Here is a 24,195-nt window from a genome sequence, read left to right on the forward strand (position 1 = left end):
TAATTAAACAGGGCATCCCATAGGTAAATTGAGTATATTAATCTCCGCGGAAAACCTATCGGATGCCTATAACACCTGGATCCCCGCATCAACATAGGGCTTCAATACAGGCGCATCGGGTGGCAATTCGGTGATCAGAATATCGATGTCCTGAATATCGCATACATGAACAGGTTGCAGTGTATTTATTTTTTCAGAAATGGTACAGCAAACTATTTTCTGCGATGAGTCGATCATACTTTTTTTCAGCTGCGCAATTTCCCAGTCGTTTTCGGTAGTGCCCCGTTTGATATCGATGGCATTGATGCCTAAAAAGCACAGATCGGCATTGATGTCTTTGATCTTTGTGATCGCTTCGGCTCCGATGGTGATCTTGGAATTTTTCGAAACCCGGTCGCCGATCATGATCACATCAATATTGGGATGCTGCATGTATTCGAGAATCGCTGGTATGCTGCCCGACACAAAAGTGGCCTTCAACATGGGCGGCAGGGCGCGGGCCATTTCAATGATGGTTGTTCCGCCGCTGGTCAATACAAACATGCCGTTTTCGATAAGCGCGGCTGCTTTTTGGGCAATGATCTTTTTCTGATCCTGCGAGTAAACGTTGTTGACCGAATAATTTACTTCGTTAAAAGAATGCGACAGGGCGCCTCCATGTACTTTTATGAGTTTGCCTTCTTCGGCCAGCTCCTGCAGATCGCGGCGAATGGTATCTTCCGATACACGTATTTCGTGACTAAGCAGGGATGAAAGTACTTTATTATGCAGATTTACCTGATGCAGGATGTATGCCTGCCGTTCTTTTTTCAGCATAGTTTGGTTGGGTTTCATCTCAAATATAAAATGAAATGTTGCACAAAAGTGCATATTGAACATTGAAAGTGGATATAAGGTGCATAATTATGCGTAAACTCGCAAAAAAGAGGTAGTGTTTTGCGGTTTTGTGCTTCGTGTAAGGCGCCAGGAATCTAAAGCGGCTATATCATCTCAAAAACCCGCAATATAGTTGTTGATCCTTGTTGCATTTTTCTGTGCCATCATGAATGAGTGACTTGTGGGAAGGATACGGAGTTGGCAGGGAGTAGGTAAGGAGTACCCAGGGAGTACCCAGGGAGTAACATTCCTATAAGTTTACTATAAGTCCTCTATAAGTTCCCTATAACTCTTGTATAACGAGTTTCTTAAATCACTTTTCATTTGAAGTATACATCTGATATCAGTGATAATCGAGTAATGCTCTGGTTAATGCAACAAGCCTGTTGGTAGCCTGTACCCTGGCGCGCTATGCCTTGTGCCTTGAATCTTGTGCCTTGTACCTTTTACTTAAGCGCATACCGTATTGTAAAAGCAAACGCATCGGGTACAAAATTGATGTCGGGAATGATGTCTAACTCAGGCTTCCAGTCGATGGAAAGATTAACAGGTAAATTGGGAAATTTATAGTCGAGGCCTACGATGCCGGTTGGACCAAGATAGGTATTGCCATCCTGAAACCCCACATATACACCACCGCCATAAAACCAGCTTAATCCGGGTGAGCTGAACTGGTTATGAATTTCGAGCAAACCACCAATGCCAAACCGGCTGCCGAATGAAATAAGTCCTTCGATTGCGGTTTTATCGGTAGCGAAAAATTTACCCGAAATTGAATTATTTAAAGTAGGAGATGAGTTGCTCAGCCGTATACCTGCCGCAAACCGGTAGCTTTGTGCCGAAGCACGGTTACATAAAACCAAACTGATAAGAATAACAGGCAGGGTTATGGAGATCCTTTTCATGAAAACAATTTTTTGATTGTTCAGGTGACGAAATATTCATTACAGCTAAGGGTGGATGGTATACACGCATCAGATGGGTGCTTAAATGCTAATTATATCTCGGGTAACCCATCGGATGCGTATCGTGCGTAAGGTCGTTTGGTAAAAACGAAAATAGTGCCAAAGGTATTGATTAACTGACTGTTAAAGTAGTGCTATTGTTTTTTAACGAATTCTTTCGGGCCACCGGCAGTCGGGCAGGCTTCGCTCCGGAGGAGCCGGTCATCCCTTCGACTACGCTCAGGGCTGCACCAATCATCCTTCGACTACGCTCAGGGTTTGTACCAAGCATCCTTCGACAACGCTCAGGGTTTGTACCAATCGTCCCTTCGACTACGCTCAGGACTTCACTGTAACAGTTTGGCCTTTATTCTGAACGCAAACTATTCAGGTATTCTTTAAACAACGTGTTTATTTTGGCAGCATCGAAATTTTTCTCCCAGTATATACCGGTTATGTCTTTTTCGGGTTCAAGGTTCCTGTTGCCCGGTTTAAATCCGCCGGCAATGCCCAGGTAGCCCGGTGTTTCGTCCTGTTCATCGTACACTACCCGGTACAGGTAAAAAACATACTGTTTGCCATTATATGAAGTGGTTTGTGACGATAGAAAAGTGATTTTTTCCGGCTCCTCATCATCACTGGCATTTTGATAAATGGCCGATTCGGCAAAATATGCCTGTGTAAGGTATTGTTTGGGGAACAGGACTGTTTTTTTCAGGTCTTTTAAATCATTGTATAATTCAAACCTGATTTCTTTCGCAGCAGCCAAACCGGTTATTACCTGCGATGGCACTCGCTGATTATTTTTTACCAGTTCTTTTACCGCTTCTTTTTTCAGGTATTTATCCTTTACGCCGAGGTAGCTTTTTAATACAGTATTCGCATCAACGGTATTGCACCGGCCAAGCAGCTTCACAATATGAAACATTCCATAATTATAATTATCAGAACTTTTTACCGACGGCAGTAGTTTGCGGGCAGTTAGTATAAAATCATTCTGCGCGGCTACCAGCTGCTCCTGTTGTAAAAAGCCGCTGTCTTTAAGCGTTACCAATACCTGTGCAATAAAAGAGGTATGCGCACTGTCTTTTGCCAGCTTTTGCAAACTTGAAATGATGCCGGCGGTTAAGGCAAGACTGTCTTTAAATGCGGTCAGGCATGAGTAGTTCATGCATTGTGCCGAGGCGCCGTATTGATCTAATAACTGTGCCAGTGTAGCATAGCTTTCTTTGGTATGCATGTGTGCAAGCACCGTTAAAGCAATGTTTTTAAACGATTGCTTTTCGGGTAAAGAAGGATATTTTTCTTTTATAAAAGCAATGGTGGTTGAATCGCTTAACTGGTTTAATACAGTGGCTATGCGCAAATTGATCGCATCGGCCTGCTCCATTGAAAAAGGAGAAAGATATTGTTTCAGCAAAGCTTCGTGTAAGAGCGGCAGATCGCTTTTTTCGAAAAGGGGAGCCGACATGCTTTTATAAGCCTCAGCCCGAACCGCCGAATCTTTATCACTCAGATCGTGCAGCAACATGGCTGCTTTGGGCTGATTAATAAAGTTGGTATACTTTGCCGTTGCGTTTATTGTAAAACTGTTAAGAAATTCGGTAGCATCGCTGTTATATACAAATTGTTTGTTGCCCGATACCAATACTTCGTACATTTTGTTCTCGTGCAAAACCAGCCGCATTCTTTTATACACGATATCTTTTTTGATCAGCAATTCCTTACCCGGTGTGCCGTTGAATTGTATGTCGCTTTCTTTTTCAACCGAAAATCCGTTTGAGTAATAATCGATCCGTTCTTTCCAAAAACTGGTGTCGTGTTTGTACCAGGCGTATTTGTTCAGGGTGTCGGCAATGATGTAGTACGATGAGGCGGTAGTTGTATCAAAGGAACACAAAATGCGCCGGGTGCCATTGTCGATTGTTCTGAATGCGCCGGGTACGCGGGCCGATAGCACTGAATCGGTGGTGGTATGTAATGCCCAGTTTACTGTCGGTGGTGGAATAAAGCGCAGCGAACTGAATATTTTTTGTGTTTCGGGCGATTTCAGGTGCATTGAATCGCTCACTACGAGCATCACGATATTCCTGTTATTTTTTACAACAGATAATGCTTCCATGTAAAAATCAGGCTGAAGGATGTTGCGGCCGCTTAACCGTACGCCTGCATATCCCTGAATATTTATATCCTGTTTGCGTATGTTCGAGTACTGGGTTTTTAACTGTTGTGCAAGCTGGCTGTGTATAAGCGTGTCGCTGGTAATATAATGGCCCGGTTTAACATCTTTTGAAAATAAAATTACAATAGAACCGCTGGCCATATCGGTACCGGTAAATCCGCTTACATGCCAGGCTTCGTCTTTATCGCCGCTTACTTTTTGGTTATAGCTCATTTCGGCCGGCGACGTAAAGCTGATGCCCATAATTGAATCGGTAAAAACATAACTGCCCGATGATACCGGCCGTGATTTATTTATACTGAATGAACTGAAAAATTTATTGGCGTCGGCAGAGGTTAGTGATTCTTTTTTCACCGCATTTACAAAAGCAACATATATTACCTTTTCGAAAATAAACGCCTGTAACCGTATGTTTTGTCCCTGTATTTGTTGCAGGTATTCATTGCCCTCGATGCCGTTGTTTACAATTTTTTTGGCAGGCAACACTTTTTTACTCCTGAACATGCGTTGCGCCATGGCATTTAACAGGCTGTCTTTATTTAACGTATTACCAGGATTGATAATAGCCATGGTTGAGTAATTGGAAAGGTTGAAAATGTCGAACAGGAATTTCATTTCAACAAATCCAAAAAGCTTTACTGTACCGGCATTGCCGGGTAACGATACTTTGTACAATCCTTTTTCGTCCTGAACTTCTGTCCAGGGAAGGTGAACTTCTTTAAAAGTATAATCTTTGGGATCTATTTTTTGGGAAGAAAAAACCGGTTCTACGGTAAAACCCCGTTGTTGTAAAAGATGTATAACGCCGCTGTCGCCTGCAAGATGGGCCGCACCAACCGCAACAAACATGGTTCTAAGGGCCATGAGGCTATCGATACGCCGCGCCATTTTTACATTTCGCTTAATGAGCAGCAGGTCTTTTTCTTCGCCCGATGTTATGGCAAGTGATTCAATACCCGTAATATTCTGGCTGGTATATAAATCGATCATCGCTTCGAGCATGCGATTACTGCTTTGTTTAACCAGCGACGAATCGCCTGCGAGCATAAAATCAATATCCGATTTATCAATCAGCTCATCGATCAGGCCTTTCTGATCGCTGAAATCTTCAACGCCTCCCAGCCACTTTCCCTGCCGGCGTGCGATATTATACAGGTATGCATCAACAAAAGTGGGCATCTCGCCGTTTTCGAGGTAATCGGCCAGCCATTTGTTTTTTTCCTTTACAATATCACTGGTTGTTACCTCAGATGCTTTCTTTTTAAATTTTTTCGACAGTGCGATACTGTATTTTTTATAATCTTTTTGATTCAGGATTTCAGAAAGTTTTTTGCCTTCGGCTTCATCCATTGCTTTATTTATATAATAAGCGCCCATTTCATCGGGATTGACTTCAATGGCCAGTCCTTCGGTTTTTTCAATGGCACGATACACCGAATCGCCAAATTGAAATAATCTTTTATCGGTAAGATGCATGGTGCCATACAGGTAGGAGGGGTGTGTAATTCCTTTTCCCGAAATGCGCCATAATAGTGTATTGGGGTAGCTTTGCTGGCTTAATGATGCAAGCGATGCAACCAACAGGAGCAGCAGGCAGGATAATTTTCGATAATGGTACATAGAAACGGTTTATACACTACCGCTTTGACGGTATTGCAATATAGTGTTAAACCCTGGAGAAACGAAGTCAGAAGTCTGATGTCAGAAGTCAGAAGAGTCCTTGATGCTGACATTCTGTGTTTCCCCAATCTTTTATTTAAGTTTACAAGCAGAAATAATCGGACTTCCGATTTCCGACTTCCGACTTCAGAATCAGAGCTCTGATTTTGGCAATTTCATGTCTGATTTCGGAACCTTATTGTTTTTATTTTGTGGCGCTGCCGGCTTTGGTAAAGTTGCGGCAGGCACCGGAGGTAGTACGTTTTTGACGCTATCGACGTTTTGGGTGGTACTGTCAATCTCTTTGGTGCTGTCGATAATTACCGGCGGTTTATCATCGGCAAACAATTCAAATTTGGTTTTGGGGCGTTTTTCTTCGAGCCATTTAAAGTTGCGTAATATTTTATTTTGTTCAGTTGCCTGTCTGATAGGATACAGGGTACCGTTCACCTCACTAATAAATACCACTTTATTCAGCTCTTTATTTTTAAACCGCATGTCGATAATATCGCTGGTAGCATTATTTACGCCTACAAGATAATTATGGTCGTCTTTTACGTAGTAAATGCTTTCGGCGCTTCCCTGGGCGCGCATATAATTTATTGAACCATCTTTAAAATAACCATTCAGCCGGTTCCCTTTTATCTGGTTGTACATTTCCTTGTCGCTTTGATTAATAGCGAAACCATTTTCAAAAACGTACAGGCGGTCGGGGTTTTTGTTTTTGGTATATAAATACATGGTATCTCCTGTTATCTGGCTGTTGCTGGCCCACATAACGGGATTGGTGAATAATTTAAAGGTCGAATCTTTGCCCGAATAAAAAAGACTATCCGAAACAGCCTGCATCGAATCGGAGAATATGCGAACATGGTACCAGGCCTGAAAAAACCTGTCGGTACTGTCGTTTTTGTTATCAGCGCTATTTGTGGGTTTTACTGCAGCCGGCTTAGCGGTTTCCGTTTTCGGTTTATTAATCTTTTTGGCAACGGCTGATTTTTTTTCTTTGTCAGCGGCTGATTTTTTGTCAACAACCGAATCTTTAACAACAGTTGGTTCTTTGCCAATGACTACGTTTTTGCCGGCAACTGAATCTTTGCTAACAGTTAAATCTTTGCTAACGGCTAAGTTTTTACCGATAACTGAATCTTTGCCAACCGTTGAGTCTTTGCTAATAGCTAAGTTTTTGCCGCCAACCGAATCAGTACTAACGGCTGAATCTTTTAAAATGGCTACATCGTGCTTTTTAACAGCCGGTCCAACGCGTTTGGTAGTATCGTTTTTGAGGCTGTCGGTTTTATTGTACCAGGGCTGTTTGCTTAAGTGGCCGGAGTACAACGTATCGGCAGTAATATAAATTGAATCTTTGTCCTGTTTGATGATCATCAGCGGGTGCTGCGTGGCCCAGAATGTGCCATCTTCGCGCTTTGCCTCGATATAATTCGCCAGCACCGAAACACCCTGCGCGGTATCAATGTAAACCGCATTGCCGCGGAGTTTGCTGATACCGGTACTGTCATCGCTTTCAATGCTGTTGGCTATAATTTTTACTGCTCCGTCATTTAAAACAGGCCGTTTCCCAAAATACGCTTTGCGGTTGCGTGTATCGTAAAAGCCATCGCTGGTTTTGATGGTACGTTTTGAACTGTCGATAATGGTAGTGGGTGCAATAAAAGTAGCTATCTGGGTAGTTGTGTTGTATAATAATGAATCGGTACGGAGCGTATATTTGGGATCTTTAAGGTCAACGTTCTTTTTAAAATATACATCCTTCAACTCTTCGTAATAAGTACCTTCTTTACTGGTAAGCACCGATTCTTTGTTGATCAGTTTTCCGCCGTTGTGGTATTCACCAATTTTCAGGTTCAGGTCATATTGCAGTTCATTGGTGAGCAGGGTGCTTTTATTGTCGGTTAATGATACGTTGTTTTTTAAGTTGGCCATCTTGGTATCTACGAAATACTGCAGATACTGTGACCTTATGTTTACCGTATCATTATCTATGATATGCACATTGCCAAATGCTTCAAGAAAGCGTGTATTTTTATTGAACACGGCACTGTCGCAATAAAATAAGGTATTATCCTGCTTTAGCTGTACGTTACCGGCAAGCATCTGCAAATCGGTCAATGAGTCGGGACGTTTATAGCTAAGCCGGTCGGCATTAATGAGGTGTACTAACTTCATAGTATCTGCTCCGGGCCGGTTGGTAATTACCTGAGAATGTACTTTGCCAAACGATAATAACACTATCAGCGTTACCATCAACGGCGAAACCACATATCGTATCATTTATATTGCTTTCCTTGTTATTTCAGTGAATCAAGCGGTGCTTTTAAAGGTCCTTTTTTATCCTTAGGGCCGAAGAGTGAAATGTTTATGTAGCGTTTAGGATTAACCCTTAAATCGTCGAGCAAGATAGTTAAACTGCGATTGGTGCGACGGACCTCATCGTACAATTGGCGATCATTTAACAGCAGTCCAAGCGTGCCTTCTTTGCTGTCGATTTTACCAATGCCAGCCTCTAACCGTGCCATAGTTTTTTGAACGCTTTCAATTGCTTCGGCAATTTTTGCGTGTGCTAATTTATCGGTAGCGGTTTGCAGATTCGTAAATGTACTATCTATTTTAGGGCCATTACGGGCGAAGTTTGTGGTGATGGTATTCAGGTTGCCGATCGATTTGGCCAGCATACCTGTTTCGGTATTCAGCAATTGTTCAAGCGATTTGCTTGAAGTGGCCAGATTGGCAATAATGCCCTGCAGGTTGTTGCGCGTATTGGGATCAAGAATGGTATTCAGTTTTTGAATCACCTCATCCAGCGAAAGCAGGGTTTTATTAACATTTTCAAGAGCCGGGTCAATGCTTTTTTGCAGTCTGTCGGTCAATCCCAGGGATCTTTCGGTGCGTAATGTATCGCCATCCTGTAAATAGTTGGTGCCGTTACCAAGAAAAATATTTACCTGGGCTGAGCTTAACAGTTCACTGGAGAGTGTAGCAACGGAGTTGCGTGGAATGTTAAGGTCTTTGGTAATGTTTATGGTAACAACTATACCGCTGAGGTTTTTATCTTTTTCCACCAGGCTGGCTACTTTACCCACCTGTAACCCGTTAATAATAACAGGATTGGAAACCTGTAATTTTTCAACATTCGGAAAAACTGCATATACTTTAACGGCCTTGGAGATATCTTTTCCTTTTAAAAAATTAAAGCCAAGTATTAACACGGTAATCGCAACAGCGGTTAGTGCGCCTACTTTTGTTTCATTAGAAATTTTCATCAGAATGCTATATTTAAGGCACAAGATTCAAGTTACAAGGTACAAGGGCTTCCGGTTTAAATAGATTCACTGAAACTATACCTCCTGTACCTTCTATCTTTTTTGTGCTTTGTTTTTCTGCCTTTGTTAAACGGCAATTTGACAGCAAAAGTATAAAAAATTGACTAACAAGGAACAAGCACAAGTTACAAGGTACAAGTAACAAGGCACAAGGTCTTAAAGTTCACACAGGTTCATAAAAATTTAACGTCTTGTGCCTTGAACCTTGTGCCTTGTTTCTTATTTGCGTGAGGAAATACCGTTTTTGAAGGAGTTGGATGCAACCGCTGATTGCGTTTCATTACGGTATTGTTTAACAGCATTTGCTATGGCAGATGCCATTGCTTCCTGGCCTTTTTTGCTGTTCAGATAATCTTCATCAGCACGATGGGTGATGTACCCGGTTTCGACCAGAATACTGGGCATGGCCGTGGCTTGTAAAACCCATATGCCTTTTTCGTTACGTTGTTTAACCCCGCGGTTTGAACGACCTTCTTTTGCTACCTGCTGTTGCACCAAATTGGCCAGTAACAAACTTTTATTAAAAAAGCGTTTTGTCCATAAAAGCGATTTGGCCCTGAATTCGGGATCATTGATGTCGGGTGCATATTCTGTTGAATCGTTCACTTCTTCGGCCATACGCTCTCCCACAAATTCGCCTTTTATTTTGCTGCGGTCGGCTGCCCAGATGTAGGTTTCGGTGCCTTTCGATGGATTATCGGTGTAATAAACTTTGTATTTTTTTACGCGGCGGCTATGTTTGATCCTTTTTTTGCCTTTGCGGGTATAATAAATCTGTGTTTTGTATCCTGCAAATTGCGAATGTTTGATTTTAGGAGCTGCATTGGCGTGAATCGAAATAAACAGATCGCCTTTATGCGAATTGGCAAAATCGGCCCTGGCTTTAATGGCAGGGTATGTATCACCGGTACGTGTATACAATATTTTTATATCGGGGAATTGTTGCTCCATTTTTTTACCCAGTTTCAGGGCAATGGCCAAACAAACATCCTTTTCGAACGAATAATCACCCCGGGCGCCACGGTCGCGGCCGCCGTGACCGGCGTCGATAATAATTGTTTTGATGCCTGCCTTTCGGGGGGCAGGCCCCACTGGTGAGGGATTGCGTCCGGCTGAAGCGGGGTTATAAGAAGAAACGATCATGCTGAGGCTAACCCCCAGCAAGTAATAAAAGATTTTTTGCGGCATGTATCCGTCGCTTTAAGATTCCATCAAATATGATGGAATAACGCAAAGATAGTGCTGCAGTTGGCTTATCAATTCGTTAATATTAAATAATAAGGCAATGGGCAGTGGGTACCAGGCAGTAGAAGGTTGAAAAGTTGACAGGTTAAGAAGGTTAAAAAGTTAAAAAAATTTCAGGAAACAAGGTACATGATTCACCAGCCCACTCGCTACTTGCCACTTCCCACTTGCTTTTCACCATTGCCTATTGCCAACTGCCTACTGCCTATTTTGAAGGGGCAGGAGGGGCGAGCCCTTCCAGACTGGATTTATATCTTTTTATAGCCGTTATAATGGCGGCCACTATTTCGTCCTGGCCTTTTTCACTGTTAATATATTCTTCTTCTTCGGTTTGGGTAATAAATCCGGTTTCAACTAAAATACTGGGCATACCGGTAGCCTGCAACACCCAGATACCTTTTTCATTTCTTTGTTTTACCCCGCGGCTAAACCGGCCCTGCTTTGTAAATTCATCTTCTACCATAGTGGCCAGCGATAAACTTTTACCGAAAAACTTTTTTTCATACAACTGCGCCCGTATCATGGCTTCGGGCGAGTTCAGGTCAAGCTCGTTGGTGCTGTCTTCAACGTTTTCACCACTGCTTTCGCCGCCGGTCGAGTTAATGGCTTCGCCTTTATAACCGGTACGGTCGGCCGCCCATATATAGGTTTCGGTGCCGTGTTCGTTGTTTTTTTGCCAATAACTTTCGTATATGGGTTCACGAATTGTTTTCTTGTGTCTTTTTGAACCTTTGCCCACAGTCACCGTGCGGTTTTTATGTCCTACAATGCGTTTGGCGTACCATCCGCCGGCCCTATAGCCGTTGGCATTGCAGTGAATGGCTATGAACAGGTCGCCTTTTGCCTGGTTGGCCATATCGGCCCGGTAACGCAATGCCTCATGAATATTATCAAGGCCTCCGGGAAGTTCATCGGTGGTGCGGGTAAAGATCACTTTGCTTTCGGGCAATTGTTCGGCCAGGGCTTTGCCGAGCTTTAAAGAAATTGACAGGGCTACGGCTGCTTCGGTCGAGAACTGGCCGCTTGCGCCGGGGTCAATACCGCCGTGGCCGGGATCTACTATAATAGTGCCAAGTACCGGTCGTTGTTGCGCCTGTGCCATGCTTCCGGCAAAAAATAATATCCCAGCAACAAAAATGCTTTTGACGAAACGTTGAAATTTTTTATTATTCATTTACTGTTCAAGAATTTAGGAGACCTTAATCTTCACATATTCTTAATGCATTAATGACTATTTTTGCCACCACCTGCATTATGATGAACGGACGCAAAAATAATTTAAAAGATGGTTCGGCCCTGATTTTATATATATGGCTTTTGCTATTAACGTCGGATATTTGGGCGAATTACTTCACCCCACCTCATTTTTACAAATCATTAACGGCAAATTCTCAGGATACTACAAAACCAGGTCGCAAAGATTCCATCACCTCGAAAGGTAGCCTTTTCCGCAAAAAAGATACCATACCTTCAAAAAATGTGGTAATTGGTAAAACTGATACCATTGCTGCAACCGGAAAGATAAATCCTTTAACCGATACTATTCCCGGAAAGGATAGTCTGATAAACAAATCCGATACTTTCAATTTAAAATTATCAAAAGATTCGCTGGATGCGCCGGTGGTTTACAAAGCATCCGATTCGATGGTGCTGAACGTGCCCGATAAAAAGATCACCCTGTTCAGCAAGGCCAATGTAAAACATAAAGATATGGACCTCTCGGCCGACAGCATCGAGCTCGATCAGGCCGCCCAAATGGTAACCGCCACCTATCGTAGAGATACTGCCGGTAAAATGGTGGGCAAGCCGGTGATGATACAGGCCGACAGTAAAATGTCGTCGGACGTAATTAAATATAACTTTCAAACCCAAAAAGGGATCACCGAAAATACCATTACACAACAGGGTGAAATGTATGTGCAGGGCGAAAAAGTTAAAAAGATCACTGAAAAAGATTTTTTTGCATACCGCGCACAGTTCACTACCTGTAACCTCGATACGCCGCATTTTGCGTTCAGGGCGCAAAAGTTAAAAATGGTTAGCCAAAAGCTGGCCGTTTCGGGCCCTATTCATCCTGAATTTGAAGGCGTACCTGTACCTATTTATATTCCGTTCGGCTTTTTCCCATTATCGCAGGGGCGCCATTCGGGTTTGCTGCCGCCCCAGTTTACAGCCAGCGAACAATTTGGTTTGGGGCTCGAAGGACTGGGCTATTACAAAGTGCTGAATGATAATTTCGACGTAACGCTTCGCTCAAATTTGTATTCCTATGGCGGCTATTCGTTATTTCTGACGCCTACCTACCGCGTGCGTTACCGGTATAATGGTACCATGAACCTGGTGTACCAGAATTCACGCATATTATCAAGCACGGCCAAACAGGAATTTACGAATACAAAAACATATAGTATTAACTGGAGCCATACGGTCGATAGCCGTGCGCGCCCCGGAACTTCTTTTTCGGCAAACGTAAATATTGCCTCTACCAAATTCAATACGCTTGTTCCAAATAATTCAACACTCAATTATCAAAATACGCTGAGTTCATCAATCAGCTATTCCAAAACCTGGGGCAGTAAATATAACCTTACGGCTACTGCCAACCACAACCAGAACAACCTTACGCGGGTTATTAATTTGAATTTGCCGAATATATCATTTACGGCCAATACATTTTATCCGTTTCAGCCGAAAGAGTTTGCAGGCGAAGCAAAGTGGTATCACAAACTGGGAATTGGATTAAACTCTACGCTGGCCAACCAGGCAAGCTTTCTGGAGCCGGATTTTAGTGTTCGCAAAATTCTTGATACTATGCAATGGGGCGCCCAGCATTCGATACCCATTCAGTTGTCGTTACCGCAACTGGGCCCTTTACAAATATCACCGGGTATCAGTTACCAGGAAAAATGGTATTCGCAGAAAATGAAGCGTGATTGGAATGACGCTACCAGAAAGCTTGATACTACTATTACCAAAGGCTTGTACAGGGCCAATGATGTATCGTTTAGTTTAGGTCTTGCAACTGCTTTATATGGCAAGTTCGATAAGTTTGGAAAAAACAGTCCGATCGCGGCCATCAGGCACGTGATCCGTCCTACTTTATCGGTAAGTTATAAACCCGACCTGGCCAGTAAATATTATTATAAACCAAAGCAAATTGATACACTCGGCCATACTACCCGATTCTCTTATTACGATGGAAGCATTTACGGCGTTTTTTCTGAGGGAACGTTCGGCGGTATAAGTTTTGGTATTGATAATAATATTGAAGCAAAGGTTCGATCGAAAAAAGATACTGCCAATGGCGGATTAAAAAAGATCAGGCTGATTGATGGTTTTGGTTTTACCAGCAGTTACAACTTTGTTGCCGACTCATTTAAATTATCGCCCTTTAGTTTATATCTGCGAAGTACGTTGTTCGAAAAGATCAATATTACTGCGGGCGCCACGATGGACCCTTACCAGGTTGATAGTTTTGGGTACAGGGTCAATAAGTATATGTGGCAGGGGCGTAAGTTTTCGCCCGCTAACCTGGGCCGTATAACGAACGGAAATATTGCCATTTCAACTTCTTTCCAAAGTAGTAAAGGAAAAGACCAGAAGAATGCGAAACAAAAGGAAAACCAATTAAACCAGGGCGCTATATTAACGGCCGAAGAGCAACAGGCGCAGCTGGCCTATGCGCGTTCGAATCCTGCTGAATTTGCCGACTTTAATATTCCCTGGTCGTTGAGTTTGTCGTACTCGTTCAGCTTTACGCGTAGTTTTAAAAGCGATTTTTCGGGGTGGCAAACAAAAACCACTTCAAACATGAGCTGGAACGGCGATTTTAACCTTACGCCCAAATGGAAGTTCGGCATGAACGGCTATTATGATATTACCACAACGTCGATTCAGAATTTTACTTTCTATATCAGTCGTGAAATGCACTGCTGGCAGTTAAGCATCAATGTAACGCCGATAGGTTTATACCGTACGTTCAATTTTACCATCAGTCCCAAGTCGGGCATTTTGCGTGATTTGAGAATTAACCGTACGAGGTATTTCTATAATAATTAGTTGATTAGTTGACTAAGTTGAAAGGTTGACAAGTTGGTATGTTGACAGGTTGGTAAGTTGACAAGTTAACAGGTTGAAAGGTTAACGGGTTTACAGTTTACTAAGCGAATTGCCGTTTCACGTTTGCCGTTTCACGATTTGCTACTCCCTACTTACTATTCGCAGCGTAGTAATCCCACATCACTTTAAACACCCTCTCTTTCAGCGTTTGCGTGGTATCGCCGGGTTGGGGGGCGATGGGCGGTAAAAAATGCATTTCCATTTTATGGGGCATCAGGTAAAATGTTTTGCTGGCGGGCAATACTTTTCTGGTATTAAATATAATACCTGGTATAATGGCTTTGCCGCTGTCGATACTCAGGCGAAAAGCACCATCGTGAAAAGATTTTAACGGCTGATCGGTTTTGTTACGCGTGCCTTCGGGGTAAAGACACATGTGCAACCCCATATCAAAGACTTTACGCATTTCGAGGTAACTATCTTTACGGCTCTTTTCGCTATGTCTGTCAACCAGTACAGAACCGGTTCTATACATTAAACCAAAAATCGGGATCTTAGCCATTTCTATTTTGGCAATGGTTTTATTACCTCCGGGAATAGCGGGCGTTACAATAGGTACATCCATCAGGGAATTATGGTTGCATACAACTACATAGGTTTCGCCGGGTGCGAAATTTTTTCTTCCGCGTACAACCAGCGGACAGCCGATGAGCGGCAGATAAATACCCATCCATACCCTTGAATATTTGATAAAACGCAATGTATTTTTGGGAGATTTCGCCCAATAGCTGAATAACAGAAATGGAATCACCATAATGAGCATGGTAGCAACAAACATCAGCACCGCCCAGGTGGCGAAGATGCGGCCCGCGATTTCTTTGATGAATTTCATCTAAAAGTTACTTAAGTAATTGAAATAAGCACTGAAAAATCAAGAATCAGTTGCAAGTTACATGTTACAGGGTTCATGTTACAGGTTACAGGTTACAAGTTACAGGGTGCAAAAAATAGTTAGTAAAGTAAAAGCGCGGCATCAACTGCCTATTGCCTACTGACCATTGCCTATTGGTCACAGCGCCCAGTTTACAGGATCTATTCCGTTTCTGATCAGGTATTCGTTTGCTTTTGAAAAATGCCGGCAGCCGAAGAAACCCGCGTGGGCCGATAAAGGCGAGGGGTGGGCCGATTTCAGAACAAGGTGTTTGGTTTCATCAATCAGCACCTGTTTTTCCTGTGCAAATTTTCCCCACAGCAAAAACACCACATGCTGTTTTTGTTCAGATATTTTTTTGATAACACTATTGGTAAACTCGGCCCAGCCGATCTGTGCATGGCTCATGGGCTCGGCCGCGCGAACCGTTAAGGATGCATTCAGCAGCAATACGCCCTGTTCGGCCCATTTGGTAAGATTGCCGTGATCGGGAATGGGAACACCTGTATCGCTGTGCAGTTCTTTAAAAATATTCACCAGCGAGGGAGGCGGAACTACGCCGTTCGATACCGAAAAGCACAATCCATGCGCCTGCCCCGGGCCGTGATAAGGGTCCTGGCCGATTATTACCACTTTCACATTATCGAAGTGGGTTGTATTAAAGGCATTAAAAATTAAAGAGCCGGGCGGATAGATGGTTTTGCCCGCCATTTTTTCGGTTTTCAAAAAAGTAACGATATTCAGGAAGTAAGGTTTGGCAAACTCAGGTTTTAAAACCGTTTTCCAGCTATCATCTATTTGAACATCCATACAGATAATTAATATTTTCAATAAAAATAAACAAACCGGTCAATTCGCCAATAAAGGGTTACCCCTTGTTTCGAATTGTTAACCGGTATCAACAATGGCGGCAAATATCATTGTTTTCGGGCAAAGAGCCACATGGTGAATGGTCAATGGAGAATGGTGAATTGCTTTATGTTACAGGTTTCAAGTTGCAGGTTTCAGGGCTTCAGAAACAGTTATTCCCTGTAATATGTAAACCTGTACCCTGTATCCTGTAACCTGTAACTGGTACCCTCTAAACTGCAAACCTCCTGCTAATTACTCGCTACTAACAACATATAACAATAACTCACATGTGCTGCTAATATTTTTTTGCATCGTATTATGAATATGCGCTAATATTGTACATTTTGCTATGCACCCGGTGCATGGTGTAACCTATCCTCACTGCTGATGTTGAAACATGACACACAGTTAGAAGCCTCCTGGCTTCAACGATTGCAACAAAACGATGAACAGGCCCTTGCCTCCCTCATGCGAAATTATTTTTCCGCATTATACGATTATGGAAGCCGCTTAACCAGTGACGAAGCCCTTGTTAAAGACTGCATACAGGAAGTTTTTATAAGTCTGTGGCAGCGACGGCAAAACGCCGCCGGTATTTTGTCGGTACGTTATTATTTACTGCGCGCAGTTAAAAACAAAGTTTTAAAATCACTGCACCGGCACGGACGAAAAACTTTTTCCATTGAAACCGGTGACGAATACGAATTTTTTCAGGAGTTTTCGGTTGAAAAACTGATCATCGATAAGCAGTTATCCGAAGAGCAGGCTGCCATTCTGAAAAAAACACTGGAACAATTGTCGAAACGACAACACGAACTTATTTACCTCAAATTTTATCAGCACCTCGATCATGCGCAGATCGCCGAGCTCATGAACCTCAGCCGCCAGTCGGTTTATAACCTGTTACACGAAACCATTCAAAAGCTGCGCAGTTTGTGGCGAGCCGAAACCTTGAATACATGAATAATGAATATTGAATATTGAATGTCGAATTTCAAATGTCGAAGTGCCTTTACTTCGATATTCAAAATTCATAATTCTTCTGTTCGATATTCTAAAAAGTGCCATTACTTCGACATTCATCATTCAAAATTCTTCTGTTCGATATTCAAACTGATACTTTTCATCACAATCCTGATATTTTTTTAACAAAATGCCCGATTCACCAGTAGATTTTCACGGTGCAGGGAACTTACTGGTATAACAATCAGGTATGAAGGATTTCAGGCTATACGATATATCGGATTTTGTAATGGATGAAGATTTTATACGTTGGGTGCAGGAAAAAAGAGAAGAAGATGAACAATTCTGGATAGGCTGGTTAAAGGCACATCCCGATAAACACCTGGTTATAGCCGAAGCCCGGCGGGTGGTGGAGTGTATTCAGCCTAAACATACCGAACCCGGTGAACAGGTAACAGAACAGGAGATCAGTAAATTAATGCAGATCATCGGTGCACAACCGCAGCAGGGTGCCCGGCGCGGCAAAATAGGTTTACTCAAATACAAATGGTGGTATGCCGCAGCAGCGGTATTACTGTTGTGCACAACCGGCGTATGGTATTTTAATAAAACTGTAACGAAGACTCCTTCTTTTGCCTATGCTTCCTTAACAGCCTACAAACACCTGATTGAGCATGCCAATGGTTCGCAAACGCCCGAAACAATAACACTACCCGATGGAAGCCGCATTACGCTGGCGCCTCAAAGTCGCGTTAGCTATGCCCGTATGTTCGCCGATTCTACAAGGGATGTGTATTTGCTGGGTGAAGCATTTTTTGAAGTGACTAAAAATCCTCATCGTCCATTCAGGGTATTTGCCAATGAAATTGTTACCAAGGTATTAGGTACCAGCTTTACGATCCGTTCCTTTGAAAAAGATACTGCTATCAGTGTAACCGTTCGAACCGGTAAAGTGAGCGTGTATGCATTGCCGCAAACATCGGCTGCCGGCAAAAACAGTGAAATTATTCTAACCCCCAATCAGCAACTCGTATACGAAAAAACGCAACAAAATTTCAGGAAAGAATTGCTCGGCAATCCCATAATGGTAATGCCGCATACTGGCGAACAATCAATGGTATACGATGAAGCGCCACTCGAAAAAGTGTTCAACGACCTGAGCAAGGCCTATGGCATTAATATAGTATGCGACAGCGATGCGCTTGAAAAATGTACTGTTACCGCCGATCTGAAGAACGAACCGTTTTTTCAGAAGCTCGACCTGATCTGCCGCGCCATCGGCGCCCGGTATGAGTTGATTGACGGGCAGGTGGTGGTGGAAGCCCCCGGATGTAAGTAGGTGAATGGTGAATGGTCAATGGTGAATAAGAGAACCTATAGCTCTGGCCTTCAGGCCGAATGAAATAAATAATCAATATCAATAATAATATATAAACACATTTAAAATGTTTTCATTACCCCCCTGATAACCGGTAAAAAAGAACCCCAATATTGTTCGCAGCAATATCGGGGTATCTCTAAATTTTTGTCCTGCCACTTGTTGGGAGCAGGACAGCCATTGATTAAAACGGATTGCTTTAACCAAATAATAGTACAAAACTATGAAAAAAGAACTCGTTAACCAGTTAATCTACGGGTTTATGAGAATAGGATTGCTGCCTATACTATTGATCACTGGTTTTGCCGGAGTTATGTATGCCCATCCTGTAAAAGGGCAGGAAATTCTGGACCAGAGGATCAGTCTTGTTGCCGATAACAAAGAGGTAAAAACCGTACTGAATGAGATCAGCCGGATTACCGATATCAAATTTGTATATAGTCCGCAACGTATTCCTGCCCGCCAAAAAGTGTCGGTAGTGGCACGCAATGAACGATTGGGTAATGTATTGCAAACGTTATTACAGCCATTGAATATACTGTATTTCGTATCGGGCAAACAGATTGTGCTGATGCGCAAAGGCGAAGATTTCAGCCTTTCGGATTTTATAAACGACGATCAACGCAAAAACCTGTTCGACAATGAAGTGCCGGTGAAAACGGTCAACGGCAAAGTAACTAACGAAAACGGGGAACCGCTGGCCGGTGTATCGGTACTGGTGCGGGGAACAACCCGGGGTACTTCTACCAATGAAAATGGTTTGTTCAGTATCAGCGCCGATGTGGGCGAAATACTTGAATTTACCATGGTAGGTTATAAGGTAACTGCAGTAAGAGTAGGTGAGGAAAGTTCCATCAACGTAAAACTGCAGACCGAAACCGCCAACATGAACGAAGTGGTTATTGTAGGGTATGGTACCCAGCGCAGAAGTTCATTAACCGGCGCCATTTCATCAATAAACAGTAAAGCTATAACTGAATTACCGGTTGCCAGTGTTGAACAGGCATTGCAGGGCAGGGTAGCAGGACTTACGGTTACCAATAACGGTGAGCCGGGCACTTCGCCCATTGTGCGAATCAGAGGCGTAAGCTCTATTAACTTTGCTTCGGACCCCTTATATGTAATTGATGGTTTTCCTACAGGCAACCTCGTGAATTTCGACAGCCGCGATATTGAATCGGTTGAAGTTTTAAAAGATGCCAGTGCGGCCGCCATTTACGGGTCAAGAGCTACCAATGGTGTTATACTTATCACCACTAAAAAAGGTAAGCGCGAAAAGAAGCTCAGGGTGCAGCTCGACTCCTATGTAGGTACACAAAGCCCCTGGAAAAAGATCGATCTGCTGAATACCGAACAGTACCTGAAATATGAATTTGCGTTGAATGAAGCCGGTGGCGTGGGCCATCCGCCCCGTTTACAGCCCAACAACTTTAACCAGCCTATTTATGCCGGTACTACGCAAACGTTTTCGGCAACAAATACCGACTGGCAGGATGCATATTTTAAAAGCGGCATCTTAACACAACATAATTTATCCGTTAGCGGCGGAAACGATTTGAGCCGTTTTTATTCATCGGCCGGCTATTTTAAACAGGATGGTATTTCGAAAGGCGTATATTATGAAAGAGGCAATTACCGCATCAATTCAGAACATAAGATCAGCAAAGTATTCACCTTTGGCGAAAACCTGTATTTATCGTATTCAAAACAACGGTACGATAATACCGATGGCAACCGCACGCGGCTGGTAAATGTTATTCGCAGTTTGCCTTATCTGCCTGTATATGATCCCACTACATTAGGCGGTTACCGTAATGCCGAAAACAGTGTAGACGGCGCCGACCCAACCAACCCGGTTGAAGATGCTGTATTGCTGGGCAATGCCGTTCGTAAAACATTAAAAGTACTGGGCACTGCTTATGCCGAAGCGAATATTACCAACTGGTTAAAGTTCCGCTCAACGTTTGGAGTAGATCATATGAACCTGTTTCAGCACCAGTTTAAACCCATCTATAACGATAAAGGCCGAAGCGAACAACAGGCTACCGTAAACGACGTGCGTACTTCGCTCACTACACTGTTGTTTACCGAACAGCTCACTTTTGATAAAACCTTCGGCGATCACCATATTACAGTTACCGGAGTATATGAGCAGCAGGGCACCAGAGGATATGGCGAGCAACAGATCGGTAATCAAAGCACCAACGATATTGAAACATTATTTGGGGCAACCAATGTAAGTGCTTTCAGTACCAAAAGCGAAAACCTGCTCATTTCATATGTAGGCCGGTTGAATTATGAATTTGCCGGCAAATATTTGTTCAGTGCGGCAATTCGTCGCGATGGGCTGTCGGTTTGGGCGCCTGGTAACAAGTTCGCCAATTTCCCATCTGCATCAGTTGGCTGGCGGGTTGATCAGGAATCTTTCATGCGCAATGCAAAAAATATTTCTGAACTAAAGATCAGGGCAGGATATGGCGAAACCGGGTTAAATGGTATAGGCATTTTTGGCAAGCTGCCCAATTCGCAACTGGCGAATGATTATCCATGGCAGGCGGTGGTATCGCAAAACGGCGCTATCTATCCATTCAATAATACCATGCCCGCAGGCGGCAATGCTTCCTTTTATAACGCTATTTCGAATATGAATCTCGAATGGGAAAAAACAAAACAGCTGAACATTGGTGTTGACCTCGGTTTGCTGAATAACCGCATCACATTATCGGCCGACTATTATCGCAGAAAGACCGATAACCTGATGCTGAATGTGCCTACGCCGGGATCATTTGGATTTAATGGCAGTGGTGTATTGGCAAATGTTGGATCGATGGAAAACAACGGGCTTGATCTGCAACTGGCCTATAATAAAAAAACAGGAGATTTTAAATGGGATGTAACCGGCAACATCAGTTTCATCCGCAATAAAGTGATTAGTTTGAATACACCCAATGCAACGATCGATCAGGGTGGTGATCAGGATTTTGGCGGTGGTACACCCATTACCCGCACCATGGCCGGTGAAGCCATTCAGTCGTTTTACGGCTATGTGGTAGACGGAATATTTCAAAGCGATGCCGAAGTAGCCAGCAGTCCGTTTCAGACCTCCAAAACAAAAGCAGGCGATTTGAAGTTCAAAGATATCAGCGGTCCCGATGGCAAACCCGACGGAGTAATTACCGCTGCCGACAGAACATTCCTTGGTAATTATTTACCCGACTTTTCATATTCTTTGAATTTCGGCGGTAACTATAAAAACTTCGATGTATCGATATTTTTCCAGGGGGTAAAAGGAAATCAGATTTTCAATGCAGCCCGCATTATCAGTGAAGGGATGGCGCGTTTATTCGGCGCCGGTACAGGAGTACTCGATGCATGGACGCCCACCAATACCCATACCAGTATGCCAAGAGCGGTAAGCGGAGATCCCAACCAGAACGTACGGCCATCGACCCGCTGGATCGAAAACGGTTCGTACCTGCGGTTAAAGAACATCATGATAGGATATACTGTGCCGTCGACCGTGTTGCAATCGCTCAGCAAAGGAGCCGTGAGCAGCTTCAGGGTATATGTTGCTTCACAGAACCTGTTGACGTTTACGAATTATAAAGGATGGGACCCTGAGATAGGGTCGAAGAACACTACGCTGACTAACGGCATCGATTACGGACAATATCCTGCCGCCCGCTCGTTTCAGTTTGGTGTGCAGGTAGGATTTTAACGGTGAATGGTCAATGGTCAATGGTGAATAGGAACCCCATTGGATTAGACACTTTGTTCTTTTTTGAATATACAATTGCTTAATATGAAACGAAAAAATCTTTATAAATACAGCATAGCGCTGGTGCTGATCACAGGCGTAACGATCATTGCCTGTGAAAAGGACCTGAACAAAAGCAATCCCAGTTATCCAACGCTCGAAACGTATTTCCGCAACAGTGATGAGTTGCTGAAAGGTACCAATGCCATTTATTCCATTGTGCACTCGGGTTCGCTGATAGGCCGCGAATGGTTCTTTATACATGATCTGCGTAGCGATGATGTATCATCCGGTGGCGGACAGCTCGAAGTACCCCGTGCACAAATATTAAACGGATCGGTTACGCCCGATAATGCGGTCATGAACTCAGTATGGAATGGATTGTACACCGTTATTCACCGGGCCAATACCGTTATTAAATATGCACCGCAGATAACTGATAATACTACCTTGCGCGACCGCAACCTGGCAGAAGCGAAATTCTTTCGCGGATGGGCCCTTTTTGAACTGGTGAGCATGTGGGGCCCTGTACCTGTGTACCTGCAACCGGTTTCTGAATCGAACCAGTTTCAGCCACGGGCTGCGGAATCAGCAGTGTATGATCAGATCGTAAAAGACCTTACAGATGCAGCAGCCGGTTTGCCACCGAATTATGGCGATGAAGACAGAGGGCGTGTTACCAAAGGTGCAGCCAATGCCATGCTGGGCCGGGTGTTGATGCAAAAAGGCGATTATGCCGGCGCCAAAAATGCGCTGCTGGCAGTAAAGAATTCTAACTTATATACGATCAATATTCCGTATGAGAATAATTATCGCGAAGAAACAGAATTCAATCCCGAGTCGATCTGGGAGGCGGTATTCTTCGAAAACAAACCCAACCAGTTCAACTGGGGCGGTACCGGCGATGATCCCAGCCAGGCGCAGGGAACCGTGCGCAACCAGGAATATTCGCCTATTGCATGGCGTAACCTGATACCCTCGAACCGGTTCCTGAACGAATTTGAGAACACTGCTACCGGAGCAACCAAAACAGATCCCAGGTTTGGGATGGCGGTATACCAAACCGGCGATACCTATAATAACGGCGCTTCTGTATTAACCGATGATGACCAGAACGGCAATTCATCGGTAGTAAATGGTGTAACGAAAAAAATAAGCTGGCGCAAATTCATGATCATCTATAAACATGGCAAAGGAGGCGATCGCGCCGGCGGCGGCAACAACCAACGCATCATCAGGTATGCCGAAGTGTTGCTGATGCTGGCAGAATGTGAGAATGAGCTCAGCAATCCGGCAGGTGCGATAGAATATCTGAACGAAATACGTGCGCGTGCCGGTGTAGATATGCCGCCTTATCCAACAACGCAATATCCGGTAAGTAGCAAAAATGAGATCACCAAAGCCATTATGCATGAAAAAACAGCAGAGCTGGGTGATGAAGAAATTCGCAACCGCGATATTCTGCGCTGGAGAAAGAAAGGCTATTTCACCACCGATCCGTTGCCGTATTTCAGGGCCAACCGCGATGAATTGTTGCCTATTCCGCAACAGGAAATAGATAACAATCCGAAGCTCGCTGAGGGTGGCATTAGCGCGCAGAATAAAGGCTATTAAAATAAATGAAAAATGAAAAATTAGAAATGTGAAATGAAAAAGTTAGATTCTGCCAAGCGACGGTTTTCTTACTTTCTCATTTTTAATTCTTCATTTCTAATTTCTAATTTCTTTCGTATGTCCTCAAAGCTAAATTGTCCCGGAGGGGCGAGGTATGGTATATGTTGCAGGGGTTAAGCAAAAACAGGTGTGCCACGGTTGATAAAGGATCTGCCGGCCAATGCGTGGCGCACCTTTTTAGTTTGTTTGTGGTTTTGTGCCCGCCCGGATGACCCGGTCGGACGGGGTTTGAAGTTTGTGGTTGCTGCCGCGATTTGGAAATTCATTATTAACTCTCCGCACCTTAAAATTGTAACAGGATCGAAATTGCACGGCAAGATTCACCGAAAGAACC

14 protein-coding genes are annotated in these 24,195 nt (G+C 43.5%); 5 read left to right on the forward strand and 9 right to left on the reverse strand.

All coding sequences use genetic code 11. From position 1 onward, the window contains the following. Nucleotides 1-66 precede the first annotated feature (66 nt). The 7 genes from AC59IL_RS27430 to AC59IL_RS27460 form a co-directional block, all read right to left on the reverse strand. Nucleotides 67-816, reverse strand: a complete 750-nt coding sequence (locus tag AC59IL_RS27430) for a DeoR/GlpR family DNA-binding transcription regulator (protein ID WP_496555424.1) — start codon at nt 814-816, stop codon at nt 67-69. A gap of 506 nt (nt 817-1,322) precedes the next feature. After that, nucleotides 1,323-1,781: a hypothetical protein gene (locus AC59IL_RS27435; protein WP_496555425.1), complete on the reverse strand. Its 459-nt coding sequence runs from the start codon at nt 1,779-1,781 to the stop codon at nt 1,323-1,325. Between the two features lie 406 nt (nt 1,782-2,187). Then, nucleotides 2,188-5,622 (reverse strand): TraB/GumN family protein, encoded by a 3,435-nt coding sequence (locus AC59IL_RS27440; protein ID WP_496555426.1) that lies wholly within the window; start codon nt 5,620-5,622, stop codon nt 2,188-2,190. Between the two features lie 192 nt (nt 5,623-5,814). Next, complete coding sequence (locus tag AC59IL_RS27445; protein WP_496555427.1) at nt 5,815-7,953, reverse strand: OstA-like protein; 2,139 nt, start codon at nt 7,951-7,953, stop codon at nt 5,815-5,817. 17 nt (nt 7,954-7,970) lie between these two features. Further along, nucleotides 7,971-8,942 carry an MlaD family protein gene (locus AC59IL_RS27450; RefSeq protein WP_496555428.1) on the reverse strand — a complete coding sequence of 324 codons (972 nt, stop codon included), beginning with the start codon at nt 8,940-8,942 and terminating at the stop codon, nt 7,971-7,973. Nucleotides 8,943-9,221: 279 nt separating this feature from the next. Next, nucleotides 9,222-10,190 carry an N-acetylmuramoyl-L-alanine amidase family protein gene (locus AC59IL_RS27455; protein ID WP_496555429.1) on the reverse strand — a complete coding sequence of 323 codons (969 nt, stop codon included), beginning with the start codon at nt 10,188-10,190 and terminating at the stop codon, nt 9,222-9,224. A 262-nt stretch (nt 10,191-10,452) separates the two neighbouring features. Further along, a complete protein-coding gene (locus tag AC59IL_RS27460; protein WP_496555430.1) occupies nt 10,453-11,421 on the reverse strand; it encodes an N-acetylmuramoyl-L-alanine amidase family protein in 969 nt (322 codons plus the stop codon). Nucleotides 11,422-11,474: 53 nt separating this feature from the next. On the opposite strand from AC59IL_RS27460, the gene AC59IL_RS27465 reads away from it, so the two are divergent. After that, complete coding sequence (locus AC59IL_RS27465; protein WP_496555431.1) at nt 11,475-14,306, forward strand: putative LPS assembly protein LptD; 2,832 nt, start codon at nt 11,475-11,477, stop codon at nt 14,304-14,306. 148 nt (nt 14,307-14,454) lie between these two features. On the opposite strand, the gene AC59IL_RS27470 is transcribed toward AC59IL_RS27465, so the two are convergent. Both AC59IL_RS27470 and ung read right to left on the reverse strand, forming a co-directional pair. Further along, entirely contained in the window at nt 14,455-15,198 is a 744-nt protein-coding gene (locus tag AC59IL_RS27470; protein WP_496555432.1) for a lysophospholipid acyltransferase family protein, read from the reverse strand. Between the two features lie 177 nt (nt 15,199-15,375). Beyond that, entirely contained in the window at nt 15,376-16,047 is a 672-nt protein-coding gene (ung, locus tag AC59IL_RS27475) for a uracil-DNA glycosylase (RefSeq protein ID WP_496555433.1), read from the reverse strand. A gap of 429 nt (nt 16,048-16,476) precedes the next feature. Between ung and AC59IL_RS27480 the strand changes: the two genes are divergently transcribed. The 4 genes from AC59IL_RS27480 (at nt 16,477) to AC59IL_RS27495 (ending at nt 23,801) form a co-directional block, all read left to right on the forward strand. Next, nucleotides 16,477-17,052, forward strand: a complete 576-nt coding sequence (locus tag AC59IL_RS27480; protein WP_496555434.1) for an RNA polymerase sigma factor — start codon at nt 16,477-16,479, stop codon at nt 17,050-17,052. Nucleotides 17,053-17,302: 250 nt separating this feature from the next. Continuing rightward, nucleotides 17,303-18,391 carry a FecR family protein gene (locus AC59IL_RS27485; protein ID WP_496555435.1) on the forward strand — a complete coding sequence of 363 codons (1,089 nt, stop codon included), beginning with the start codon at nt 17,303-17,305 and terminating at the stop codon, nt 18,389-18,391. 262 nt (nt 18,392-18,653) lie between these two features. Next, a complete protein-coding gene (locus AC59IL_RS27490; RefSeq protein WP_496555436.1) occupies nt 18,654-22,148 on the forward strand; it encodes a TonB-dependent receptor in 3,495 nt (1,164 codons plus the stop codon). A gap of 84 nt (nt 22,149-22,232) precedes the next feature. Then, nucleotides 22,233-23,801 carry a RagB/SusD family nutrient uptake outer membrane protein gene (locus tag AC59IL_RS27495; protein WP_496555437.1) on the forward strand — a complete coding sequence of 523 codons (1,569 nt, stop codon included), beginning with the start codon at nt 22,233-22,235 and terminating at the stop codon, nt 23,799-23,801. The last annotated feature ends 394 nt before the right edge of the window (nt 23,802-24,195 follow it).

This window comes from Niastella sp. sgz303648 (assembly GCF_059587045.1).